Here is a 22,033-nt window from a genome sequence, read left to right on the forward strand (position 1 = left end):
AGTATTTTAAGGCACCCAATTACCACGATATGATTTTACCTGTCATTCTAGCCGGCGGCTCTGGTAGCCGCCTCTGGCCACTGTCTCGCGAGCTTTACCCTAAGCAGTTCCTCAACATCGCAGATGAGCAATCTATGCTTCAGCAAACCCTTTTGCGTTTGCAAGGCCTTGAAGCGCACTTAAGTGATACCGAGTGTGCCGCTCCCTTCATCATCTGTAACGAAGAACACCGCTTTATCGCTGCAGAGCAAGCTCGATCGGCTAATAACCAACACGGTGGTATTCTGTTAGAGCCTGTAGGTCGAAACACAGCGCCCGCCATCGCACTTGCAGCCTTACAGGCCTTAAGTCACTCGAACAGCAACCAACAGAACAAGTCAGACCCAATATTATTGGTACTGGCAGCCGATCATCACATCGCCAAAACGACCGAATTTCAGCAAACGGTAGCGAGGGGTGTCGAATACGCGAAACAAGGCAAACTGGTCACATTTGGTATTACTCCCAACGCTCCAGAAACTGGCTATGGTTATATCAAACAAGGAAAGCCACTCTCCCACCATGCTTTTGCCATTGAATGTTTCGTTGAAAAACCTGACCTAGCCACCGCAGAGAAATACATTAGTTCAGGACAGCACCTCTGGAACAGCGGCATGTTCATGTTTAGAGCATCACGCTACCTTGAAGAACTTGCTGAACATCGTCCAGAGATCTTAGCGGCCTGTAAACTCGCTCTCGCGACACAAAACACCGACCTCGACTTTATCCGTATTGACGCCGAAGCATTCAAAAGCAGTCCGAGTGACTCTATCGACTATGCCGTGATGGAAAAAACGTCACACGCTGCAGTAATTCCTATGGATGTTGGTTGGAATGATATTGGTTCATGGTCTGCCATCTGGGATGTCAGTGATAAGGACGAGCACAACAACGTGATTGAAGGCGATGTGTTAACTGTCGATTCTCAGCACAACTATATTCATGCCGAAAATAAATTGGTTGCGACTGTGGGTGTCGAAAACCTGATTATTGTCGAAACCAAAGACGCTATATTGGTTGCGAATAAAGACAAAGTTCAAGGCATAAAATCGATTGTTAGTCAGCTGAACCAAGCTGGTCGCACAGAACATGTTCATCACCGTGAGGTGTTTAGACCTTGGGGTAAATACGATGTAATCGACCTAGGTAAACGCGACAAAGTAAAACGTATCACCGTAAAACCCGGTCATAAGTTATCGCTACAAATACATCACCATAGAGCGGAACACTGGGTTGTCGTAGCGGGCATCGCGAAGGTGACTAATGATGAGAAAACTTACCTAGTCGAAGAAGACCAATCCACCTACATTCCATTGGGACATGTTCATAGCTTAGAAAACCCAGGCGAACTGCCACTCGAAATGATCGAGGTACAAACCGGCAGCCATTTGAGCGAAGGCGACATCATTCGATATCAAGACAGTTATGGGCGAGACGTGAAATGCGAACAACCTGACTCATCTCAAATCATCAAATCGAACTAAAGCAGCGACAAATCGATGAAATCGATGAAATCACCATTAGACTTGAGCTGCTTTAAGAATAACGATATCCGCGGCATCATTGGTCAACAAATCAATGAACATTTCGCCTTTCTGTTTGGAAAAGCATTTGGCGAACACGTACTTTGTGCTTCAACTGAAACGTCACTCTACGACTCAGCTCAGGTAGTGATTGGCCGTGATAACCGCGAAACGTCCCTTTCATTACAAAAAGCTATCACCAAAGGCTTAAACGAGTCTGGCATAAGCGTGATCGATCTCGGTATGACAGGCACTGAAGAGATTTACTTTGCGACTCGCCACCTACAAGCAATAGGCGGAATTCAAATTACAGCAAGCCACAATCCAATCAATTACAACGGAATGAAATTAGTCGGTGCAGATGCGAGTCCGATTAGTAAAAACAGTGGTTTAGATACAATCAAACAGCGTATTGAAGTTCTGGGTCAAGAGCTGAAAAACGGTATAACTATCAGTAGAGTGCTACCTTCTGATTCTTGCAGAAAGGCCAATATTCTTGCTCCGTACGTCGAGCACCTACTCTCGTATATAACCCCATCAAAGCTGTCACCGATGAAGATTGTGGTTAATGCTGGGAACGGTGTTGCAGGGCATGTCATTGACGCGTTAGAGGAGAGGTTTAACGAACTGAATGTTCCTATCTCTTTCATCAAGGTTCATCACACTCCTGATGGGAAATTCCCTAATGGTATTCCAAACCCCTTAATCAAAGAAAACCAGATTGCGACACGAGATGCTGTGCTAGCTCATTCCGCCGACCTTGGTATCGCATGGGATGGAGATTTTGATCGTTGTTTTTTCTTCGATGAAAAAGGCAATTACATTGAGGGTTACTACATCGTCGGCCTGCTAACCGAAGCCTTCTTGCTGAAAGACTCCAATGCGACTGTACTACACGACATGCGCATGACATGGAATACAATAGAGGTTGCAGAAAGACTAGGTGGAAACGCTGTTGGCGTAAAAGCTGGGCATGCTTTGATCAAAGAGAAAATGCGAAAGCTCAACGCAGTGTACGGTGGTGAAATGAGCGCACACCATTATTTCCGTGATTTTGGATATTGTGATTCAGGCATGATTCCTTGGCTACTGGTTATCGAACTAATTTCGAAGACTCAACAATCTCTTCACCAATTGACGTGTACCAGTATGTTTAAATTCCCCTCTTCCGGAGAGATAAATCGCAGAGTTTCAGATCCCAACCGAGTTATAGCTTCTGTTTTAGAACACTATAAAAAGGGCGCCGTTGCGGTAGACTTCATCGATGGTATCAGTGTGAATATGGGAACATGGCGCTTCAATCTGAGAAAATCGAATACAGAACCATTGATACGCCTCAATGTTGAAACCCAAAAAGATAAAGCTTTGTTGTCACATAAAGTCGAAGAGCTACTGTCTTTTCTCATTTAAGAGTACAAAGTGCTTCCAATTTGCTCCTAAGAGCAACAAAAAAGCCCTTACTAGCGATTGCTAATAAGGGCTTTGAATTTTCAGTAGCTTAGTTGCTGACTGTAATTAGTCTATTTGTTGCGACGAGCTTCAACAGCATCTGCCAGTTGACGAAGTACTGTCTCTGTGTCTTCCCAACCAATACATGCATCAGTAACAGATTGACCGTAAGTTGCAGCTTTGCCATCAACCAAGTCTTGACGACCTTCAACAAGGTGAGATTCGATCATCACACCAAAGATAGCTTTATCACCACCAGAGATCTGTGTGCTTACGTCATCAGATACGTTCATTTGACGTTTGAACTGCTTAGAGCTGTTTGCGTGGCTGAAATCGATCATCACTTTTTGTGGAAGACCTGAAGCTGCTAGCTCTTCTTTAATCTTACCAACGTGTTCTGCACTGTAGTTTGGCTCTTTACCACCGCGTAGGATGATATGACAATCAGGGTTACCTGCTGTCTCTACGATAGCTGAGTGGCCGTATTTAGTTACAGACAAGAAGTGGTGAGAAGCGCTAGCAGAACGGATTGCGTCCGTTGCGATCTTAATGTTGCCATCTGTGCCATTCTTAAAGCCAACAGGGCAAGACAGACCAGAAGCCAATTCACGGTGAACTTGAGATTCAGTAGTACGCGCGCCGATTGCACCCCAGCTGATTAGGTCAGCAACGTATTGAGGTGTGATCATATCTAAGAATTCACTTGCTGTCGGCATGCCCATGTCAGTTAGGTCAAGCAGTAGCTTGCGTCCTAGACGAAGGCCATCATTTAGTTTGAACGTATCGTTCATGTACGGGTCGTTGATTAGACCTTTCCAACCTACCGTTGTGCGTGGCTTTTCAAAGTAAACGCGCATTACGATTTCAAGCTTGTCACCGAGTTCGTCGCGTAACACTTTCAAACGCTTGCCGTACTCAAGAGCAGCTTCAGTATCATGAATAGAACATGGACCTACAATAACGAGTAAGCGATCATCGGTTTCTTCTAAAATATTATGAATCGCTTTACGGCTTTCAAAGGTTGTAGAAGAAGCAACTTCTGTCGCTGGAAACTTTTCTAAAACAGCAACAGGTGGTAATAACTCTTTTACTTTGTTAATTCTTACATCATCAGTCTGGAACATTGCTTACTTCTTCCTTTTTTCTATCCTTGAGCTGAATGTACGTTGTCTCACGTCACTTTCTTTCAGCACTAATCTTCTTGTTCCTTGTAACTTAACTAGTAAAAACTACAGTTTCAATCACTAATTGAAAATAAACGCAATTTTTTTTGTGTTTTATATTTAAAACACCCTGTAAACCATTGTTTACAAGCTATCGGTTGCGTAATTTATAGGAAAGCAAGAGCAGCTATTCTTCAAGCTCCACCATGCATATGAAATTGTGTAGAACTTAAAAACAAAAAAGCTCACGAGATCAGCGTGAGCTTTTATTTAATTAGTTCTTTTCTTTTAACCCCTCTCATGTGACCACCGTTTTAACTACCATATAAAGTCGAATTTCAGTACTTGGTAAAGATTCAACCACTTTACAAAACAGCGCTCTTTATGGTTGAAAATAAAACAAAAAAACGGGCTCTCATAGAGGATGCCCGTTTTGTTATTTAGGTAGTCGTCTTACTCTGCGATAGGCAGTTCGATTGTAATATCAAACGAATTGATAGCTACTACCTCACCCAGTAAATTGCCATCCTCGCCTTTACCATTATCGTTATCACCAAAGCGAAGTATAAAGTTAGTGTTTAACTTCGTTCCTTCAACAAGCCCTTTCACTTTTGTATCAAAGTAAGCAGCTTGAAAAGAGTCATAACTTGAATATACTTCCTGCCCTTCGCCTTCACGATGAGCTCGCTGAATAACTTGTCCTTTAAGCTTGCCAGAAACATATAACGCAAATGTTTCTGTCGCGTTCCAACCATCAAGGTAGATATTGATATAAGCATCTGAAGCCGCCTTATCTGAAAATGTATCAGAAACTTTTACATCTACACCAACTGATACCTGACCTAGAGTAGGTGCGTCACCTTCCTTAGCTGGAAACTTGGTATCTGTATAAACCCAAAGTGGATTGTCAATGCTTGATTGACGGTTACCAGTAAGTTCAATGTCTACACTATGATTAGTATCATCGATTGAATCAAGGATAGTTCCTCCAACCAACTGTTCTGATACGACAACTGGCGATAGCTCTTTGACCGTAAAATCTTTAACTGTAAATTGTAAACCAGCATCTGCATTGTCATCAGCAACACGAACAATAAAGTTAGTCTTGAATCTCACACCATCCATTCGCGCTGCTAATTTATAGCTACCATAATTTTCAATAAACGTGGCTTTATCCATAACCGGCGCACCATCATCAACTGTTACGTCTCCATTTGGATAATAAATAGCACGAACTAGAGTACCAACTTCATCCAATAGGTAAATGTTCATAAAAGTGTCAAAACTTTCATGCCCCTCGAGTTCATAGCTGAACTCAAACTGCTTCAAAGACTTAAGGCCATCCTCAAACTGCACCTCGGGATACAACCAAGGTTCTGCCAATCCTTTTATATTCGCTACAGTACTGAATACGCCAAAACCGTTTCCATCGAAAAACTCTAGCTCAGCGTTATCAACCTGAGACGGCTTAATAACTGGTGCGACAGGAGATGGAATAATTTCAATCGGCTCACCAAAATCTGGCGGTGTGATAATAATTTCACCTGACTTAGGATCAATTTTTAACTCACCAAGATTGAAATGTCTCATTGGTTCAAATTCAATAGTACTTGGTACAGACGCACCATTGAACGCGGTAATCAAAACGTCCGCATCCTTATCAATATAACGGTAAGCATGCGTACCATATTCACTACCGATCGAACCCTCAATCTCACCAGAATAGGTTGCGCCAAAATTCTTTGGTTCCTCACGAGTCTCAGTAATGGTTGAATGGTAAAAGTCAATATCTTCACGGTCAGCAACAGTGAATGTCACGTAGGAATAGTCCTTATTATCCACATGAATCACCACATGCGTTTTGTCTGCACCCAGGACCTCTTCACCTTCAACCAAGTAATATGAGTAAAACTGATTGTATTCACCTTTCACAACTTTAGGTTCAATCTTAAAAGTCGCCTCACCAAAGACCTCAACTTCCTGCATGCCATCAACAACAATATCGTTGATATCGTATGTACTCGTGCCGTACATATCCGTCACTACCAAACTGTAATTATTCGTTCGTACAAAATGAACATTGCCATCAAGGTCCCTCACTGCACAAACATTATTATCAAACTCCTGCACACTAACGACTTTATCTTCAGGCAATTCAATATCCTTTAGACAAGTATTCGACATCGCGTTCATTTCAGTTATGTTAGCCATTGTTGCATCAACGGTAACCGTTCGAGCTTGGGAAACTGGCGTCTCTGGAGATGTTGAAGTTGAACTGTCATCACAGCCAACTAACACTAAATTTGCCGCTACCACTACAGAAGATAAACTTAATTTATTCATGTATCTCACTCTTAATTGGTACTAGTACCTATTATTAATAAAAAATGGGAGCTTGCTCAAACAGAAGGCCGCCCCGCTCAACTGGGTCGTATACTATTGCGTACCAGTACCAATTGCAAGCACTTTATTAGTACTAGTACCATAAGTTGTTTGTAACTAAGGAAATCTGTATGCTATAGCTCACTAAGCACTACTCGGTTGAATATAATGGCGCGAATTACCGCTGAAGAAAGAAAACAAAAAAAAGAAAGAATGGACGAGCGCATTGTTAAAATCTTTCTTAACGAAGGCTGGTCATCAGTTACCTATGACCGTCTTGCCAAAGAGTTTAATGTCCGAAAGAGCAGCATCCAAGCTTATTACCCCAGTAGCATTATGTTTGCCACAGCACTCCAAGGGGTGGTCTTCCCTATCCTCTTAGACATCCTAGACTTTGAAACAAAGGACAGATTTATTGATTCATGGATAACGGCTTATGAAGATCCTAATAATCATGTCTTTAGAGAAGTTATTGAGATGCTTCTACAAAACATTTTAAAGGATGGAACGAGTCCATATTCTCGTGGCGGCGTACTCAGGTTAAAGCAACATTTAGCTCAAACAATTGGCGAGACTGAGGCCACTAGGGCCATAAAGTCAGTATTTGGCGAGCTAGTCTATCGAAAAATGTTCGATTGAATACCTTTCTTTGTAGACTAGTATAAGTTTGATACGTTTCTGTGTTACAGGTAACGGTGCCCTTTAGAGAGTGTCTTTATGTATGCGACTCTTATGACTCCCCTCTGTTCAAAAGTCGCTACACAACTGTAGTTATAAACCTTTGGGATGATTGTACTTTAGTGGCTTGACGACACTATCAAGTCCTTCAATTTTCAGAGCAAGGCACAGCTTTAATAGGTCACCCAGTTCACCAGACGGAAAGCCTTTTTTATCGAACCACAGTAAATATTCTTCAGGTAAGTCAATCAATGTACGACCAGCGTATTTGCCAAAAGGCATCTGCATTCTGGCAAGTTTGATCAGGTTCTCTTTCTCTAGCATTACAGGCTCTTTCTATGCGTCATCGGTTCTCTGTCGAGTATCACCTAAACGTTCAACCCAATAGTTGATCGCATCTTTGGCATCGTCTAGAGAATCGATCATGGTCGAAAAGTCTTTGTTCCCGGCTTCGCGATCGATTGCAGCGAACAATGGCGTCCCCTCTTGAGCATCACTCACTAATAGCTCAACACTGGCGCTCCCAACGTTGGTGTGTTCGCCTGTTGCCACCTTAGAAATGGTGGACATCGCCAGACCAAATGGCAGAACGCTACTCGTCACGGCTAAGATAGGGTTTGGAGTTTCAACGTTGCTCAACGCGATACTCAGGCGCAACGTCTTACCCGTGGGTGCATCGACAATTGTTTTATGAGGCGATATTTTCTCTTCCAAGCGTGAAACCATATGATCAGTAAGCTCTTGAACCTCTTCTTGATCGAGCGAGCCTTCTTCGGCAAGCACAAAGATTTGGTCAATGACGACAGAATCATAATCATCCAACTTGCTCTGCAAGCGATTGGCGTCACGGAGCCCTAATCTTGCCCAAACGAGGTCAACTCCCCCGTCAGGACCAGGCTGAAAATCTTCATAAGTGGTGAATTTGGTGGCAGTCTTGATTGGGCCGCCTGCACAACCAAACAAAAAGATGCTGGTTGCGACAAGCAAAAGTAGTTTTAGAGGATTCATAGCGCACTTAGATTGGCAGAAAAACACCCAAGTATGTTATACCCTATGTGAAAAGTTTGTAGAAAAAGGGGCTATTACTCAGAGCTAACTCTAAAATTAGTTGTGTTGAACAGTGTGAGCATACTCTACGATAACTTGATTTCCTTCGATGTAAGCATTTTGGATCTCTCCATCAACACTCATTCGACTTTTTAAGTAGACCACTTTAGGACCAGAGTCATTTCCTTCTTTAAGCGACGGGAATACGTTTCTTGGTTCCAAATGAAGTAGACGACAGAAATGGCTCACAAATGACATAGTTAGCGGTGACTCCCCTCGCAACACATTTGAGAAATCAAGCTGACTCATACCAAGCTTCTTTGAAAACTCCATCTGCGTGATTCGCATTCGCGATTTTTGTGACATCCACGTTTGGTACAACGCTTCTCTATCTTGTTCAGTGAATTCCATACTGACTCCTTTATATAATTCATACCAATTAATTGTCCGGTTTTTCATACATAACGTGTCAGGGTTTGGTTAGTGGAAACCAAAGGTTTGGTTTTGATATGCGCTCAATCGTTATCAACAACTAAAGTTAAGCCCCCAAACCATTCACAAAAGCAATTAGAGCAAATACTTTCTTAATTTATTTCAATTACTTATGAGTTAATAAACGAATCATATAGCAAGTTAATTTGTATTAAGAATTAAAAGTTCGAGATTAGCATTCCACATTTAAATCGATTGATTCGCATTTATAAAACTCGTTGGCTACATTCCGCTTGCTTAAACGCACTTCTGGCAAACTATTTGAAAGAATAGGACGCAAAGCCACCGGTCTGTCGACAAATGTTCTGTCTATGATAGCGGAGCTGCCACTTAATAGAATTTAAGTGTAAATGCATGCCGGAGTGTTCTCTTTTTGTCGGCCAAATACAGTAAGGACAAATAATGAAACAACTCCCAAAACAATCACTCATCGCACTGTCGCTGCTAAGCGTTAGCGGTGCAAGCTTCGGTCATGGTTATGTTTCGGCATACGATAATGGCGTTGCTGAGAGCCGTGTTGCCCTATGTAAGTTCCCTGCGAGTGACACAAAACAGAAAAACACCGACTGTGGTGGTATCCAATACGAACCACAAAGTGTGGAAGGCCCTGAAGGTTTCCCTGAAGTCGGCCCGGTCGATGGGAAAATCGCCAGTGCAGAATCTTCTTTAGCGGCAGCGCTAGACGAGCAAACAGCCGATCGCTGGGTTAAACGTCCTATCAAGTCAGGTTCTCAATATTTTGAGTGGACGTTTACAGCCAACCACAAAACCCGCGATTGGAAATACTACATTACGCAACCTGACTGGAATCCAAACCAACCTTTGGCACGCAGCTCTTTTGATTTAACACCATTCTGTGTTGTTGAAGGCAATATGGAACAACCACCGATGCAAGTAAGCCACTTGTGTAATGTTCCAGAACGCGAAGGTTATCAAGTGATCCTTGCAGTATGGGACGTGGGTGACACTGCTGCAGCTTTCTACAATGTTATCGATGTGAAATTTGATGGCGACGGCCCTATTATTCCGGATTGGGATCAAGGCGGTCAGATCAACCCAACTCAAGATCTGAACGTTGGTGACGCTGTCTACACTCGTGTCTTCGATCAATCTGGTGAGAACGCTTCCTACAGCACAGAGCTAGTGATTGAAAGCAACGAGCAAGGCAAAGCAAACAACTGGTCTTACGCTCTTGCCTCTAAGATCAACCAAGAGCAGGCGCAAATCAAGGCAGGTCAATTAAACGGCCAAGGCGATTTCGCTCCTGTATACGGTTCGAACCCTATTTACTTAAAGGCAGGTTCAGGCTTTAACAGCGTCGAGATCGGTTACAAGATTGATACTCCAGAACCAGACCATGAGCTAGAAATGACTGGCTTAGAGTCTGAGTACATTATCGATGAAAACCAGCCAACACAGCTTGACCTTACTCTAGCGGCAACAGGCGATATTCAAGCTGAATTGACTGTGTACAATCATCATCGTGAAGCGCTTGCCTCTCAAAAATCTGAATTAGCAGACGGACAAGTGGAAGATGTTCAACTGACTTTGTCTAAATCAGAAGCTGGCCACCACATGCTTGTGGTTGTGACGAAAGATGACCAAGGTAACTTAGTGGATCAGAACACGCTTGATTTCCATCTGATGGATGAGCAAACACCTCCACCAGCAGGCGACTACGACTTCGTGTTCCCAGAAAGCATTGAGTCTTACACTGCCGGTACTAAAGTACTAAGTAGCGATGGTGGCGTTTATCAGTGTAAAGAGTTCCCATACTCTGGCTACTGTGTTCAATGGGCTCCAACAGCAACTCAGTACGAACCAGGTGTAGGTTCACACTGGCAAGATGCTTGGAACAAAGTGGACTAATTGATCACTAGAGACTCACTATTAATAGATGAGTGTTGGTAATCAACCAAACAAAAACGGATGCCTAGCGCATCCGTTTTCTTGTTCTAAAACACCTGAAAGGTCAGTTATCAAAGTAGATAGTGGTCGGCCAACAGAGCTACGAACAAGATCATGAGGTGATAGATGGAGAACTTAAATGTCTTCATCGCCATATTAGGTTCATCACGATATTTCAGTACCCAAGCGTGATAAACAAACCCGCCGTTGAGCACCAATGAAGCACTCAGATATATCCAGCTGCTCATGCCAACCAATACAGGCAATATACACACAATGCTAAGCAACAAGGTATACAGCAAAATAGAAGTCTTAGTGTATTCGATTCCGTGGGTTACAGGCAGCATGGGGATGTTCACTTTGGCATACTCGTCACGACGATGAATTGCCAACGCCCAGAAGTGCGGAGGGGTCCAAATAAATATGATCATCACCAATAGCCAAGCGTTTGAATGCAGTTCATTGGTAACCGCCGTCCAGCCCAATAGCGGAGGCATTGCACCTGCGATCCCTGCAATTACAATATTTTGTGGCGTCGCTCGCTTCAGATACATGGTATAAATCACTGCGTAACCCAACAAGCTCGCAAAGGTTAACCAAGCGGTGAGTTGATTGACCCACACCACAAGCGTGACGAATCCAAGTAAGCCAATGCCCGTGGCAAAGCTGAATACACGCACACTACTCAGCTCACCCGATGGTAAAGGACGTCGATTAGTTCGAGTCATCTGGCCGTCGATCTTTTTGTCGATCAAATGATTAAACGCAGCGGCCGATCCCGCCATTAGCCCTATCCCAATCATCCCGAACAGAGTTTGCTGTAAAGGCAATCCATTAGGCACAGCCAAACACATCCCGACTAGTGCGGTCAGCAACATTAACGCCACCACTTTAGGCTTGGTCAGTGTTAAATAGACCTTCCAAACAGATTTGTTTTTTCCAGCCATTTCACTGTTTGAAGCTTCGTCTTGAACCACCACTTGATGCTGTGTTGACGTTCTACTGACCATGATTACCTCCTTGTAATGCACTATTTTTCACCAAGCTCTCACTTGGTTTGCGTTGCCACACGACAAAATTGGTTACAACCATGCTGAGAAGCAACATCGCTGCGACTAGGTTATGCAAAACCGCGACTGAGATTGGCAGGTGAAACCATACATTGCTGATTCCAAGGCTGATTTGAGTAAGCAAGACTATTACGACAATCACGCTCAGCTGTTGGTGAGGCGCTTGGCCAGACCTCCATAGCTGATACACAACCATCAGCACCGTTAATGTCGCCACAATAGCCCCCAATCGATGCATGACATGTATGGTAAGCCTTGCGGGATATTCCAACACACCAAACTCATAGTTATCATGGCCGTGTTGAGCAAAGTCGAAAGCGTTCTTAAAGTCTAGATAGCTTGTCCAGTTCCCCTCACAAATGGGTAGCTGTGTACACACCAATGCGGCGTAATTTGATGATGTCCACCCACCAAGCAGTATCTGCCCGACCACAATGACTAATCCAAAGAGCGACCAAACTCTAAGTTGTGGAGAATAGGAAGCCTCACCAAAACAGCTTTGGAATTGAGACAAACGACAGTAGAGCAGGCACAGCAGTGACAGCAGCGTGAAGCCCCCCATCAAATGCGCCATCACCACAACAGGCATCAATTTGAGAGTCACAGTCCACATACCCAACAAAGCCTGAAAAATGACAGTGGCGGAAATAAGCAAAGGAAGCCCAATCGAAGTAACATTCTTTTTAATACACCAAGCGACTACAACAAAGATAAGCAGCCCTAATGTCCCTGCAAAGTAGCGATGTATCATCTCAATCCAAGCTTTATCTGCTTCAAGAGCTCGCTCAGGGAATTGCAGATTGGCTTGATTCACCGCTTGGGCATCTGAGGGCACGGTGATCTTTCCGTAACAACCCGGCCAATCAGGACAGCCAAGGCCAGCATCCGACAAACGTGTATAAGCTCCGAGAACAATCACGGTAAGGGTCAATAAGATAGTTAATCTCATCATGTGGATGAGTAAATCAGGGGCTTTATTCTGCATCGTCTATCTCCCTATACTTATTCCCTTTTCGTTAACAACACTCAGCATTAACGCCATCTGCTAAAACTTATCAAGTTAAGCTTATTAACTACCCAACTCGTGACAGCTTGAGTAGCTTTCTTAAATCATGAATCATGCCTTTGGATTGCCCCACTAACTGCGACGGGTCAGAAACGCTTTTATACTCCATAACTAGCTGCCCTAGTGGGTCAATAATGACAATGGAAGCCGGCGCAAACTCGGTACTTAACTGATCGCCACCAGTTAACAAAGACAAACCGGGCTTATCGAGCGAACCCGATAACGAGTTACCTTCTGAAACAAAAACAACGGCAGTCACACGCTCTTTGTTTTTCCCTAACGCCAAGTAGCTTTGATTCAAATAATGGAGTTGTTGTTCGCACAAGCTTTCGCACTCCACCGGCGCGATATAACCCACTAACCACCCCTCTCCAGCCATGGGTACCGTTACACCGAAATCCGCTAGTGTGGTTCTTGGTTCTACCAATTCCCCCGAGTTAGTGACACCTGAGGTGTACCAATTCTGGTCCAACACGGTTTTAGCGATAATGGCAGGTAAGGCGAAGATCAGAATCAGTCCGATTAATACAAGACGACCACGAGATCGACGCTGTTTAAACGCAGCGAGATTGGCCTCGGTACTTTCCTTGTTCATTTGTACTTGAGATTTATTCATCTTTCTTCCTTGTGGCAGACACTGCCTTTAAAGTCACTATTTCAATTTCAAGTGCCTACTTCTGATTCATATGGCTATTTTTCTTCAAATATCGGAACCCAATCAACAACATCAAAAACAAAAGTACCGCAGCCATTACAAACCATTGAAACGAGTAACCAAAGTGCTTCTCAGACTTCATCGCCGTAGGTCGCCACAACATCTCATAAGGCCATGAATCTAAGCTCTGAGGTTGAAAGATAAACGGCAGCACGTCTTGCCCGGTGTACTCTGATAACGCTGCTATGTTTAAGTTTTGGATTCTATTCGGTGTCGTATTTTCCAAACCCAACTCATGACTTAAAGGATTAACTGAACGTGTATACAAGCGCCCTGACATGTTGGTTGGTAAAGTGACATGTCCAACTTGTGGAAGCTCTCTTCTGTCATTACTTGCTGCAACGAACCCAAGATCGATCAACAGTTGTTTGCTTCCATCTTGTGTTGGAACCTCGCCCAACATGTAAATTACATACCCTACCGTTCCTTGGTTTATCTGGTTGTCTAACAAAACGACCAAACCACTTGGCGTTTCCAGTTCGACATCAACCTTTAAACCATTTAAAAACGGCTGTTCAGATGAATCCTGCGCTTGTGTGCGCGAGTCCTTCCATTCAGAGATAACAATGTCTAAAGATTGCGGCGATTGCTTCGCTCTCTCTATTAATTGTTGCTCATAACGTAATTTCTCGTTACCTCGCTCTAGTTGCCATAAACCCAACTTGATTAAAGCGCCGACTGAAACCACAGTTAAAACAACCGCTATCCAAAAACCTTTACTGCGGAACTTGTGTTCATCATCAATCAATCGGTTTGGAGTTATCACTATGGCGTCATCTACCTTTGTGTTGTTATTTAAAATTGTATTGGTCGCTTTGCTGTTTTTTATCGCTTTCAATTTGATGAAAGGTCTAATCCAAATCGCCTCAGGCAAACAAAATGGCAAAAGACTGAGTCACTTCTTAGGTCGTCGTGTGGTGCTGTCTGCCATCGTTGTGCTATTGCTGTTACTTGCCCTAGCCTCAGGCACCATTACTCCAAATCCAAGGCCTTACTAAGGCTTTCAAGTTGATTAACGTTTTCAAACATATTTATTCTTCCAAGCATGGCTTAAAGCAGCTCAATATGTCGTTAAAGAACATAGACGAACACAAACAACCCTAACCAAACCACATCAACAAAGTGCCAATACCAACTGCCGGCTTGGAAAGCAAAGTGGTCTTTTGGCGTAAAGTGGTCTTTCGCAACCCTTGCCAGTAATACAATCAAAAAGATCGTCCCTAAGCAGACATGCAAACCATGGAAACCAGTCAATAAGAAGAAAGTGTTGCCGTAGATGCCTGATTGAAGGGTCAGCCCCATCTCTTGATAGGCATGGACGTACTCTTCGACTTGGAAAAACAGGAAGAAACCGGCCAGAACAATGGTTATCTCCAACCAGACGATCAAAGCCATACGCTTATTTTGTTCAAGACTGATATGTGCCATATGCAGCGTCACAGAGGAAAGCAGCAGAATTATGGTGTTTTTTAGAGGGATACCTTGCCAAGGCATAGCTTGTGTCGTTACGCCATCAGGTGTCGTGGTCAGTGGCCACATAGATTGGAACATCGGCCACAAGACTTCATGGGTCATTTCATTGTTGCCCGAACCACCAATCCAAGGAACAGAAATCATACGAGCATAGAAAAGCGCACCAAAGAAAGCGCCGAAGAACATGATTTCAGAAAAGATGAACCAGCTCATGCCTTGCCTAAAGGAGCGAGATATCTGCTCGGAATAAACACCACTCAATGATTCCGTAATTACGTTGCTAAACCAACCCGCAAGCATATACAGAAGAACAGCAAATCCGACTAACAACACCGCTTTGCCGAACACGCCACCAGCAGCATCAGTCCCCATGTTTTGCACGGTTAACCCTGCTCCAACAGCAACAAGAAACAGCGCAACGGCACCGACTAATGGCCAGTGGCTTTGATGTGGAACGAAATAAACTTCCTTTTTAGAACTCATCGCTCAACTCCTTTTGTTGATTCTGGTTCCTAGTTACTCGCGATTACATTAGGCTCGGGACTGCTTGATTCCCCGACCACCTCACTCGTGATATTAAACAGCGTATAAGAGAGCGTCAGCGTGTGTATCGAGTCTGGAATGTCTGGCTCTATGTAAAATATCAAACCCATTTCAGCGCTCTTGAACCCGTCAAGTGGCTGCTGATTAAAGCAAAAGCATTCCATCTTGTTGAAGTAGGTCGCTCCCATTCCTGGAGAAACCGATGGTACGGCTTGGCCAACCAATGAGGCTCCAGATAGGTTTTTGGCAATGTAGTTAGTTTGAACCACCTCACCAGGGTGAACCTCTAGCACACGCTCTTCAGGAACAAACTGCCAGGGCATATCAGGTTTGATGTGCGACATAAACTCCACACGAACAGTACGAGAGTAGTCCGGTTGCATCCCCTGAGGTTGAACAGCAGAAACAGTATTAGTTTTACCGTTGATTCCCAACGCCTCACACATCACATCGTAAAGCGGAACCAAAGCGAAACCGAAGCCAAACATCGCCACGACACTCAATACCAAGTAGCCCGTCAGCTTCTTGGTAGATCGCTTAGGTTGTTTTTTATCTATCTCGCTTTGCTTATCATTCATTGTGCATCCCTCTAATCGATTTTAGGTGGATGAGTAAAGGTGTGATGAGGTGCTGGGCTTGGTACTGTCCACTCAAGTCCTTCAGCTCTATCCCAAGGCTTGCTTGATGCAGGCTCACCGCCTTTTACGCACTTGATGACTAACCATAAGAAAATCAATTGAGACAAACCAAAAGCAAAGCCACCAATCGACACTACTTGGTTAACGTCAGCGAACTGAATAGCGTAGTCTGGAATACGACGTGGCATCCCCGCCAAGCCTAAGAAATGCATCGGGAAGAAAAGGACATTCACTGAGACTACTGACGTCCAGAAATGCCACAGGCTGAGTTTGTGATCGTACATATGCCCGGTCCACTTAGGTAACCAATAATAGGCTGCGGCCATTATCGAGAACACCGCACCGGTAACCAGAACATAGTGGAAGTGAGCCACTACAAAATAGGTGTCATGGTATTGGAAATCAGCAGGAACAATAGCGAGCATCAATCCTGACAAGCCGCCTATCGTGAATAGAACAATAAAGGCGATGGTGAACAGCATTGGTGTTTCGAAGGTCAACGCGCCTCGCCACATGGTTGCTACCCAGTTAAAGACTTTCACTCCCGTCGGAACCGCAATCAACATGGTGCAATACATGAAGAACAGTTCAGCAAAAACCGGCATCCCCGTAGTGAACATATGATGTGCCCACACTAAGAAAGACAAGATCGCGATACTACAGGTCGCATACACCATTGAATGATAACCAAACAAACGCTTACCACTAAAGGCTGGGATGATGGCAGAGACAATACCAAACGACGGTAAGATCATGATGTATACTTCGGGGTGCCCAAAGAACCAGAATATATGTTGGAACATGACGGGGTCACCACCACCAGCCGCATCGAAGAAGCTCGTCCCAAAGTATTTATCGGTCAACACCATGGTCACCGCCCCAGCGAGAACGGGCATTACGGCTATCAGCAAGAAAGCGGTGATTAACCAAGTCCAAACGAACATTGGCAATTTAAACCAAGTCATACCCGGGGCTCTCATGTTCACGATGGTCACAATGACGTTGATCGCCCCCATGATCGAACTGATCCCCATAATATGAACAGAGAAGACAAACAGCGCCGTGCTATCAGGGCCGTAAGTCGTTGACAGCGGCGCGTAGAATGTCCAACCAAAACTCGGGCCACCTCCCTCTGTAAACAGAGAGCCAATTAAGATTAAGAAGGCAAAAGGCAGAATCCAGAAACTGAGGTTGTTCATTCTAGGCAACGCCATATCTGGCGCCCCGATCATCATAGGGATCATCCAGTTAGCGAGTCCCGTGAATGCAGGCATTACCGCACCAAACACCATGATCAAGCCGTGCACTGTGGTCATTTGGTTGAAGAAGTCTGGTTCAACAAGCTGCAAGCCCGGTTGAAATAGCTCAGCGCGGATCACCATTGCCATCGCGCCGCCAGTTAAGAACATCGAAAAGCTGAACCACAGGTATAATGTGCCTATGTCTTTATGATTGGTTGAATACAGCCAACGTGCCCACCCTTTTGGAGCGGCGTGAGAATCGTGATCATCCAGAGACAAGTCATTGCTGTCCAATGTGCCTTCCACAGAATGGCTTAAGGCCTGATCTTCTGCAGGCGCCGATTTCACCGGCTTATTGATTGGTGAACTCATAGCTGCTCCTTAGCATCACTTTGTGCTTCATCCGTTGAGCCCTGTTCGTCAGGTGCTTGGGCTCCGCCTTCTTGTTTAACCTTGTAAGCGTTAATATCTGAAGCCTGAACAATATCGCCCGTGTCATTACCCCATGCATTTCTTTGATAAGTGACTACCGCAGCGATCTCTTTCTCGGTTAACTGGTTATCGAAGGCTTGCATTGCCGTGCCTCCACGACCATAAACAATGGTGTCGATATGCACATCGACATCTCCTAGAGCAACTGGGCTACCTTTAATAGCGGGGAATGCACCAGGAATACCCTCACCGTTCGCTTGGTGGCAGACCGCGCATCGAGTTTTGTAAACCTCTTCACCGATGGTGTTCAGCTCTTCCAAAGAAAGTGACGCGTCTAATGCATCTTGAGCCGCCTGTTGTGCGGCTATCGCCAATTCTTTTTGTTCCGCCAGCCATGCATCAAACTCGTCTTCTTCCATGGCATGCACCACTATCGGCATAAAGCCATGTGCTCGGCCACACAGTTCAGCACACTGGCCACGATATACACCGGGTTCATCTATTTTTGTCCACGCTTCGTTAATGAACCCCGGGATAGTGTCTTTCTTAACGGCAAAGGCAGGAACCCACCACGAGTGAATCACATCGTCAGAGGTCATCAAGAAGCGAACTTTTCTATCAATAGGAAGAACTAATGGCTTATCAACCTCTAGCAGGTAATGAGCCCCTTTCACTTCAATGCCTTCGATTTCTTTGTCACTGGTCGCTAGAAGGCTGAAAAATTCGACGTCTTCACCAAAATAGCTGTAATGCCATTTCCATTGTGATCCAGTGATTTTAACGGTCAGATCTGATTGAGAGGTGTCTTCCATAGCAATCAAGGTTTTGGTCGCGGGTATCGCCATAGCAATAAGAATAATAATTGGAATGATGGTCCAGAGGATTTCAACTTTGGTGCTTTCGTGAAAGTGAGCCGCCACCGCTCCCTTCGACTTTCGGTGTCTCAAAATCGAATAGAACATCACCCCAAAAACAACGAAGGCAATTGCGCAGCAGATGTAGAAGATAAGCATATGAAGTTCATAAACCTCACTGCTGATCTCAGTCACGCCTCTTGTCATGTTGTATTCACTACTTGCATGCACTAAAGGCGACACTAAAACCACAACAAAACTCTTCAAAAGCCACGCTAGCCTAACCAGTAATCTTTTCAAAAGATCTCTCCTTATCCTTCCTAATTGGATACTTGCGACCTAAATGTCGTTACGAGCTATGTTTCATTACGAACTACATGTCATTACGAGCCAGGCAACATTCATTGTTATCCCGACTACACATGAAAAGGCTGAATCTCAATCTACAACTCGCATGGAGACAGCTTTAAGACACTATCAACCTCATATCTCCCCATGAGCCAATACGGCTCAGAAACGTGAGAGGTTTTCATGAAAGATTCAAAAACGGCGAATTTGTTAAATTTTGTTATATTTATGTAAAAGGCTAGTTAGTGATATCCAATAGTTCAAGGTAAGTTTACTTACTAAACAGTCAATTATTTGAAGTAACTAAGCTACATGCCCTCTTGACGTTGGAATTTATTTTATATCGAGTTTTACGATTGCTTTCATAGAAATGATAATCAATATCACTTAAGTTAACTCAACAGTAAGTCATACAGACATTAAAAGGTTTAGTGATTATGCAAGATGCAATGAATTGGTTAGCGAGAGACCCAGACCCAAGAACTCGTGAAGAGCTTCAACACCTCATCGATGAAGGAATGCATGACGAACTTGAAGACCGCTTTACTCAACGATTAGAGTTCGGAACAGCAGGTCTTCGAGGCAAAGTTGGATGTGGTCCAAATAGAATGAATCGCTTAGTGATACAAGAAACCGCGACAGGGCTTGGTCACTATTTAATAGAGCACGTTGCAAATGCCAAGATTCGTGGTGTGGTTGTGGGCTATGACGGCCGTTTAGATTCAAAGCAGTTCGCTGTTGATACTGCTTCCGTACTCACGGCTTTAGGCATTAAGGTTTACTTAACCTCGAATGTCGCTGCAACCCCTATCGTTGCTTTTGGTATTGAGCATTTCAACGCCGCAGCGGCTGTTGTGGTGACGGCCAGCCATAACCCGCCAGAATACAATGGCTTCAAAGTATACTGGGAGAATGGCGCGCAAATCATTCCTCCGCATGATGCTGGCATTGCCGCTGAAATCGATATCGCATCAACCAAGCCTATCCCTTTGATGAGCCTTAATGATGCTGAAACACAAGGTAAGTTGGTATGGTTAACTGAAGGTTATTATCAGACCTACCGAGCTGCTATCAATCAGAGCCCATACGTGAGTAAAGATATTGAATCGGCGAACACCACCATCACCTACACTGCAATGCATGGTGTGGGCGCGCAAATGGCTGAGGATCTTCTTCATGATTCTGGTTTCCATAAGGTGTTCAGCGTCGCCGAGCAAAGAGAGCCCGATGGTAACTTCCCGACCGTGAACTTCCCGAATCCGGAAGAAAAAGGCGCGATGGATCTGGTGGTTAACTTAGCAAAAAGTGTCGATGCCGACATTGCTTGTGCCAATGACCCAGATGCAGACCGATTTGCCGTTGCAGTGAGAACAGATGATGACTCATACAAAATGCTCACGGGTGACCAAGTCGGCGTGCTATTCGCTCATTATCTACTCTCAAAGCCGCATACCAAAAACCAGTTAGTTGGCAACAGTATTGTCTCTTCAACCTTACTTGAAAAAGTGGCTCAATCTCATGGTGCGACTTATTTCCAAACGCTGACCGGGTTTAAATGGTTAGCTAATATTGGCATGCAGTTAGAAGATAAGCAGAACGAGTTCTTGTTCGCCTATGAAGAAGCGTTAGGCTACACCATTGGTACTCAGGTACGAGACAAGGATGGGCTATCGGCAATCGTCGTGTTTGCTCAATTGGTTGAAGAGTTAAAATCTCGAGGCCGAACGGTTTGGGATCTCCTTGCTCAGATTTCATTTGAACATGGGGTTCACACCAACGCGCAACGAAGTATTGCCCTCGACCCAGATTCACCGTCGATTGGCTCTAAACTCCGATCGGCACAACCTAATACAATAAACGGAGTCGCTATCTCTGTGATTGAAGATCTACAGTCTTCTTTGCGCTTCGTCATTGGGGGCAATACTGAAGCCATTAACCTGCCTTCCAGTGATGTGCTCATCTATCATCTCGAGGACGGCTCACGCATTATCGTAAGACCTTCCGGCACAGAACCGAAAGTGAAAGTCTATTATGAGACTGTGACAAAGTTCGAAGGGACAGAAACATACGAAGACACTCGCCTACGTGGTGAAGAGTACATGGACAAACTCATCGAGCAACACCAGCAAGAACTGAATTCTTAACGATTAAAAACAAAATGGACGCTCGAAGCGTCCATTTTGTCTCAGCGGCTAACCGCAAAAAGATGTCTGGTTTGATTCGTCTACGAAGTAAAGAAAGAAGACAACATCCAGATAGCCAACACGATGAAGACTCCGCCCATCACTTTCTGTTGATAGGTGCGGAACTTAGCATTTTCTACCAGTGACTTACCGATAGTACCTACCAATGCCACCAGCAAGAAATTGAACGTTAAACCTAAGACATTCAGTAGCAGACCAAGCACTAACATTTGCTCGCCCGAAGTCGCTTCAATATTCGTCGATACAAACTGAGGCAAGAACATCACAAAGAATACCAAGGCTTTAGGGTTAAGCAGATTACTGATTAGCGCTCTTTGATAATAAGCTTTCGCAGCAAAATTATCCGTTAACTCAGGCGCATTACCCTGTTCTGTTCGCAGGCAGTCCCATCCCATCTTCAACAGGTACGCGCCACCTAACAAATGTAGGCCTTTCAACGCAATAGGACTCATCGCAATCAATGTTGAAACACCCATTGCTGCCAATACTGTCAGGATAATTCCGGAAGTCGCGTTACCCAAACTTGCAAACACACCAACCTTGCGGCCATAGCTCATACTTGAGCTCGCGATGAGTAACATATCAGGACCAGGCAAAAGGAGAAGTGCGACAACGGCAGTCAGGTAAACAGGTAGAATGGCTAAGTCGATCATGGGTTTCAGTATTGATAAAAACGGAGGCGGATTTTATATCAATTACTAACACCCTTCCAGATGCAATTAGTTGTAAGATGGTAAATCGTACGAATTAAAAACCAACTTAAACCAT

General features: G+C 44.3%; 20 protein-coding genes and 1 riboswitch. Of the genes, 6 read left to right on the plus strand and 14 right to left on the minus strand.

The window, feature by feature from the left end; all coding sequences use genetic code 11:
- Positions 1 to 29: 29 nt before the first annotated feature.
- Positions 30 to 1,523, plus strand: coding sequence for a mannose-1-phosphate guanylyltransferase/mannose-6-phosphate isomerase (locus tag CWO13_RS17010; RefSeq protein ID WP_108083272.1), 1,494 nt, complete (start codon positions 30 to 32; stop codon positions 1,521 to 1,523).
- Between the two features lie 24 nt (positions 1,524 to 1,547).
- Positions 1,548 to 2,972 carry a phosphomannomutase CpsG gene (locus tag CWO13_RS17015; RefSeq protein WP_102431464.1) on the plus strand — a complete coding sequence of 475 codons (1,425 nt, stop codon included), beginning with the start codon at positions 1,548 to 1,550 and terminating at the stop codon, positions 2,970 to 2,972.
- Positions 2,973 to 3,082: 110 nt separating this feature from the next.
- On the opposite strand, the gene aroG is transcribed toward CWO13_RS17015, so the two are convergent.
- Together aroG and CWO13_RS17025 are read right to left on the minus strand one after the other, a co-directional pair.
- Positions 3,083 to 4,135 carry a 3-deoxy-7-phosphoheptulonate synthase AroG gene (gene aroG, locus CWO13_RS17020; RefSeq protein ID WP_048663341.1) on the minus strand — a complete coding sequence of 351 codons (1,053 nt, stop codon included), beginning with the start codon at positions 4,133 to 4,135 and terminating at the stop codon, positions 3,083 to 3,085.
- A gap of 492 nt (positions 4,136 to 4,627) precedes the next feature.
- Positions 4,628 to 6,517: a hypothetical protein gene (locus CWO13_RS17025; protein ID WP_108083273.1), complete on the minus strand. Its 1,890-nt coding sequence runs from the start codon at positions 6,515 to 6,517 to the stop codon at positions 4,628 to 4,630.
- Positions 6,518 to 6,724: 207 nt separating this feature from the next.
- Here CWO13_RS17025 and CWO13_RS17030 point away from each other — a divergent pair, with 207 nt between their 5' ends.
- Positions 6,725 to 7,195 carry a hypothetical protein gene (locus CWO13_RS17030; RefSeq protein WP_108083291.1) on the plus strand — a complete coding sequence of 157 codons (471 nt, stop codon included), beginning with the start codon at positions 6,725 to 6,727 and terminating at the stop codon, positions 7,193 to 7,195.
- A 132-nt stretch (positions 7,196 to 7,327) separates the two neighbouring features.
- Here CWO13_RS17030 and CWO13_RS17035 read toward each other — a convergent pair whose 3' ends face one another.
- The 3 genes from CWO13_RS17035 to CWO13_RS17045 all read right to left on the minus strand — a co-directional run bounded on the left by CWO13_RS17035 (position 7,328) and on the right by CWO13_RS17045 (position 8,692).
- On the minus strand, positions 7,328 to 7,558 hold the full coding sequence (locus CWO13_RS17035; protein WP_108083274.1) for a DUF3820 family protein: 231 nt from the start codon (positions 7,556 to 7,558) through the stop codon (positions 7,328 to 7,330).
- Between the two features lie 12 nt (positions 7,559 to 7,570).
- Positions 7,571 to 8,242 carry a DUF3313 domain-containing protein gene (locus CWO13_RS17040; RefSeq protein ID WP_108083275.1) on the minus strand — a complete coding sequence of 224 codons (672 nt, stop codon included), beginning with the start codon at positions 8,240 to 8,242 and terminating at the stop codon, positions 7,571 to 7,573.
- A 96-nt stretch (positions 8,243 to 8,338) separates the two neighbouring features.
- Positions 8,339 to 8,692 carry a transcriptional regulator gene (locus CWO13_RS17045; RefSeq protein ID WP_008217214.1) on the minus strand — a complete coding sequence of 118 codons (354 nt, stop codon included), beginning with the start codon at positions 8,690 to 8,692 and terminating at the stop codon, positions 8,339 to 8,341.
- 322 nt (positions 8,693 to 9,014) lie between these two features.
- Positions 9,015 to 9,104, plus strand: a riboswitch (cyclic di-GMP riboswitch).
- Between the two features lie 71 nt (positions 9,105 to 9,175).
- On the opposite strand from CWO13_RS17045, the gene gbpA reads away from it, so the two are divergent.
- A complete protein-coding gene (gene gbpA / locus CWO13_RS17050) occupies positions 9,176 to 10,642 on the plus strand; it encodes an N-acetylglucosamine-binding protein GbpA (RefSeq protein WP_107899091.1) in 1,467 nt (488 codons plus the stop codon).
- A gap of 110 nt (positions 10,643 to 10,752) precedes the next feature.
- On the opposite strand, the gene cyoE is transcribed toward gbpA, so the two are convergent.
- The 4 genes from cyoE to CWO13_RS17070 all read right to left on the minus strand — a co-directional run bounded on the left by cyoE (position 10,753) and on the right by CWO13_RS17070 (position 14,406).
- Positions 10,753 to 11,691, minus strand: coding sequence for a heme o synthase (gene cyoE / locus CWO13_RS17055; protein ID WP_107899090.1), 939 nt, complete (start codon positions 11,689 to 11,691; stop codon positions 10,753 to 10,755).
- Complete coding sequence (locus CWO13_RS17060) at positions 11,681 to 12,736, minus strand: COX15/CtaA family protein (RefSeq protein WP_102431459.1); 1,056 nt, start codon at positions 12,734 to 12,736, stop codon at positions 11,681 to 11,683. The genes cyoE and CWO13_RS17060 overlap by 11 nt, the downstream gene beginning before the upstream one ends.
- Positions 12,737 to 12,824: 88 nt before the next feature.
- Entirely contained in the window at positions 12,825 to 13,433 is a 609-nt protein-coding gene (locus CWO13_RS17065) for a hypothetical protein (protein WP_102431458.1), read from the minus strand.
- Positions 13,434 to 13,488: 55 nt separating this feature from the next.
- Positions 13,489 to 14,406, minus strand: coding sequence for an SURF1 family protein (locus CWO13_RS17070; protein ID WP_102431457.1), 918 nt, complete (start codon positions 14,404 to 14,406; stop codon positions 13,489 to 13,491).
- On the opposite strand from CWO13_RS17070, the gene CWO13_RS17075 reads away from it, so the two are divergent.
- A complete protein-coding gene (locus tag CWO13_RS17075) occupies positions 14,300 to 14,530 on the plus strand; it encodes a DUF2909 family protein (protein WP_048659084.1) in 231 nt (76 codons plus the stop codon). The genes CWO13_RS17070 and CWO13_RS17075 overlap by 107 nt on opposite strands.
- A 73-nt stretch (positions 14,531 to 14,603) precedes the next feature.
- Here the strand turns inward: CWO13_RS17075 and CWO13_RS17080 are convergent, their stop codons facing one another.
- The 4 genes from CWO13_RS17080 to coxB are packed head-to-tail and all read right to left on the minus strand — an operon-like array spanning position 14,604 to position 19,013.
- Positions 14,604 to 15,488 carry a cytochrome c oxidase subunit 3 gene (locus CWO13_RS17080; protein ID WP_102321408.1) on the minus strand — a complete coding sequence of 295 codons (885 nt, stop codon included), beginning with the start codon at positions 15,486 to 15,488 and terminating at the stop codon, positions 14,604 to 14,606.
- Between the two features lie 29 nt (positions 15,489 to 15,517).
- Complete coding sequence (locus tag CWO13_RS17085) at positions 15,518 to 16,126, minus strand: cytochrome c oxidase assembly protein (RefSeq protein ID WP_102321409.1); 609 nt, start codon at positions 16,124 to 16,126, stop codon at positions 15,518 to 15,520.
- Between the two features lie 11 nt (positions 16,127 to 16,137).
- Complete coding sequence (ctaD, locus tag CWO13_RS17090; protein ID WP_102479028.1) at positions 16,138 to 17,799, minus strand: cytochrome c oxidase subunit I; 1,662 nt, start codon at positions 17,797 to 17,799, stop codon at positions 16,138 to 16,140.
- The gene (coxB, locus tag CWO13_RS17095) at positions 17,796 to 19,013 is read right to left on the minus strand and encodes a cytochrome c oxidase subunit II (RefSeq protein ID WP_102321411.1); all 1,218 of its coding nucleotides are present in this window, start codon (positions 19,011 to 19,013) and stop codon (positions 17,796 to 17,798) included. Before coxB ends, ctaD begins: the two co-directional genes overlap by 4 nt.
- A 485-nt stretch (positions 19,014 to 19,498) precedes the next feature.
- Here coxB and CWO13_RS17100 point away from each other — a divergent pair, with 485 nt between their 5' ends.
- On the plus strand, positions 19,499 to 21,205 hold the full coding sequence (locus tag CWO13_RS17100; protein WP_108083276.1) for a phospho-sugar mutase: 1,707 nt from the start codon (positions 19,499 to 19,501) through the stop codon (positions 21,203 to 21,205).
- 80 nt (positions 21,206 to 21,285) lie between these two features.
- On the opposite strand, the gene CWO13_RS17105 is transcribed toward CWO13_RS17100, so the two are convergent.
- Positions 21,286 to 21,918, minus strand: coding sequence for a LysE family translocator (locus tag CWO13_RS17105; RefSeq protein ID WP_108083277.1), 633 nt, complete (start codon positions 21,916 to 21,918; stop codon positions 21,286 to 21,288).
- Positions 21,919 to 22,033: the final 115 nt, after the last annotated feature.

This window comes from Vibrio sp. ZF 223, assembly GCF_003050585.1.
Classification (GTDB): Bacteria; Pseudomonadota; Gammaproteobacteria; order Enterobacterales; family Vibrionaceae; genus Vibrio; species Vibrio crassostreae.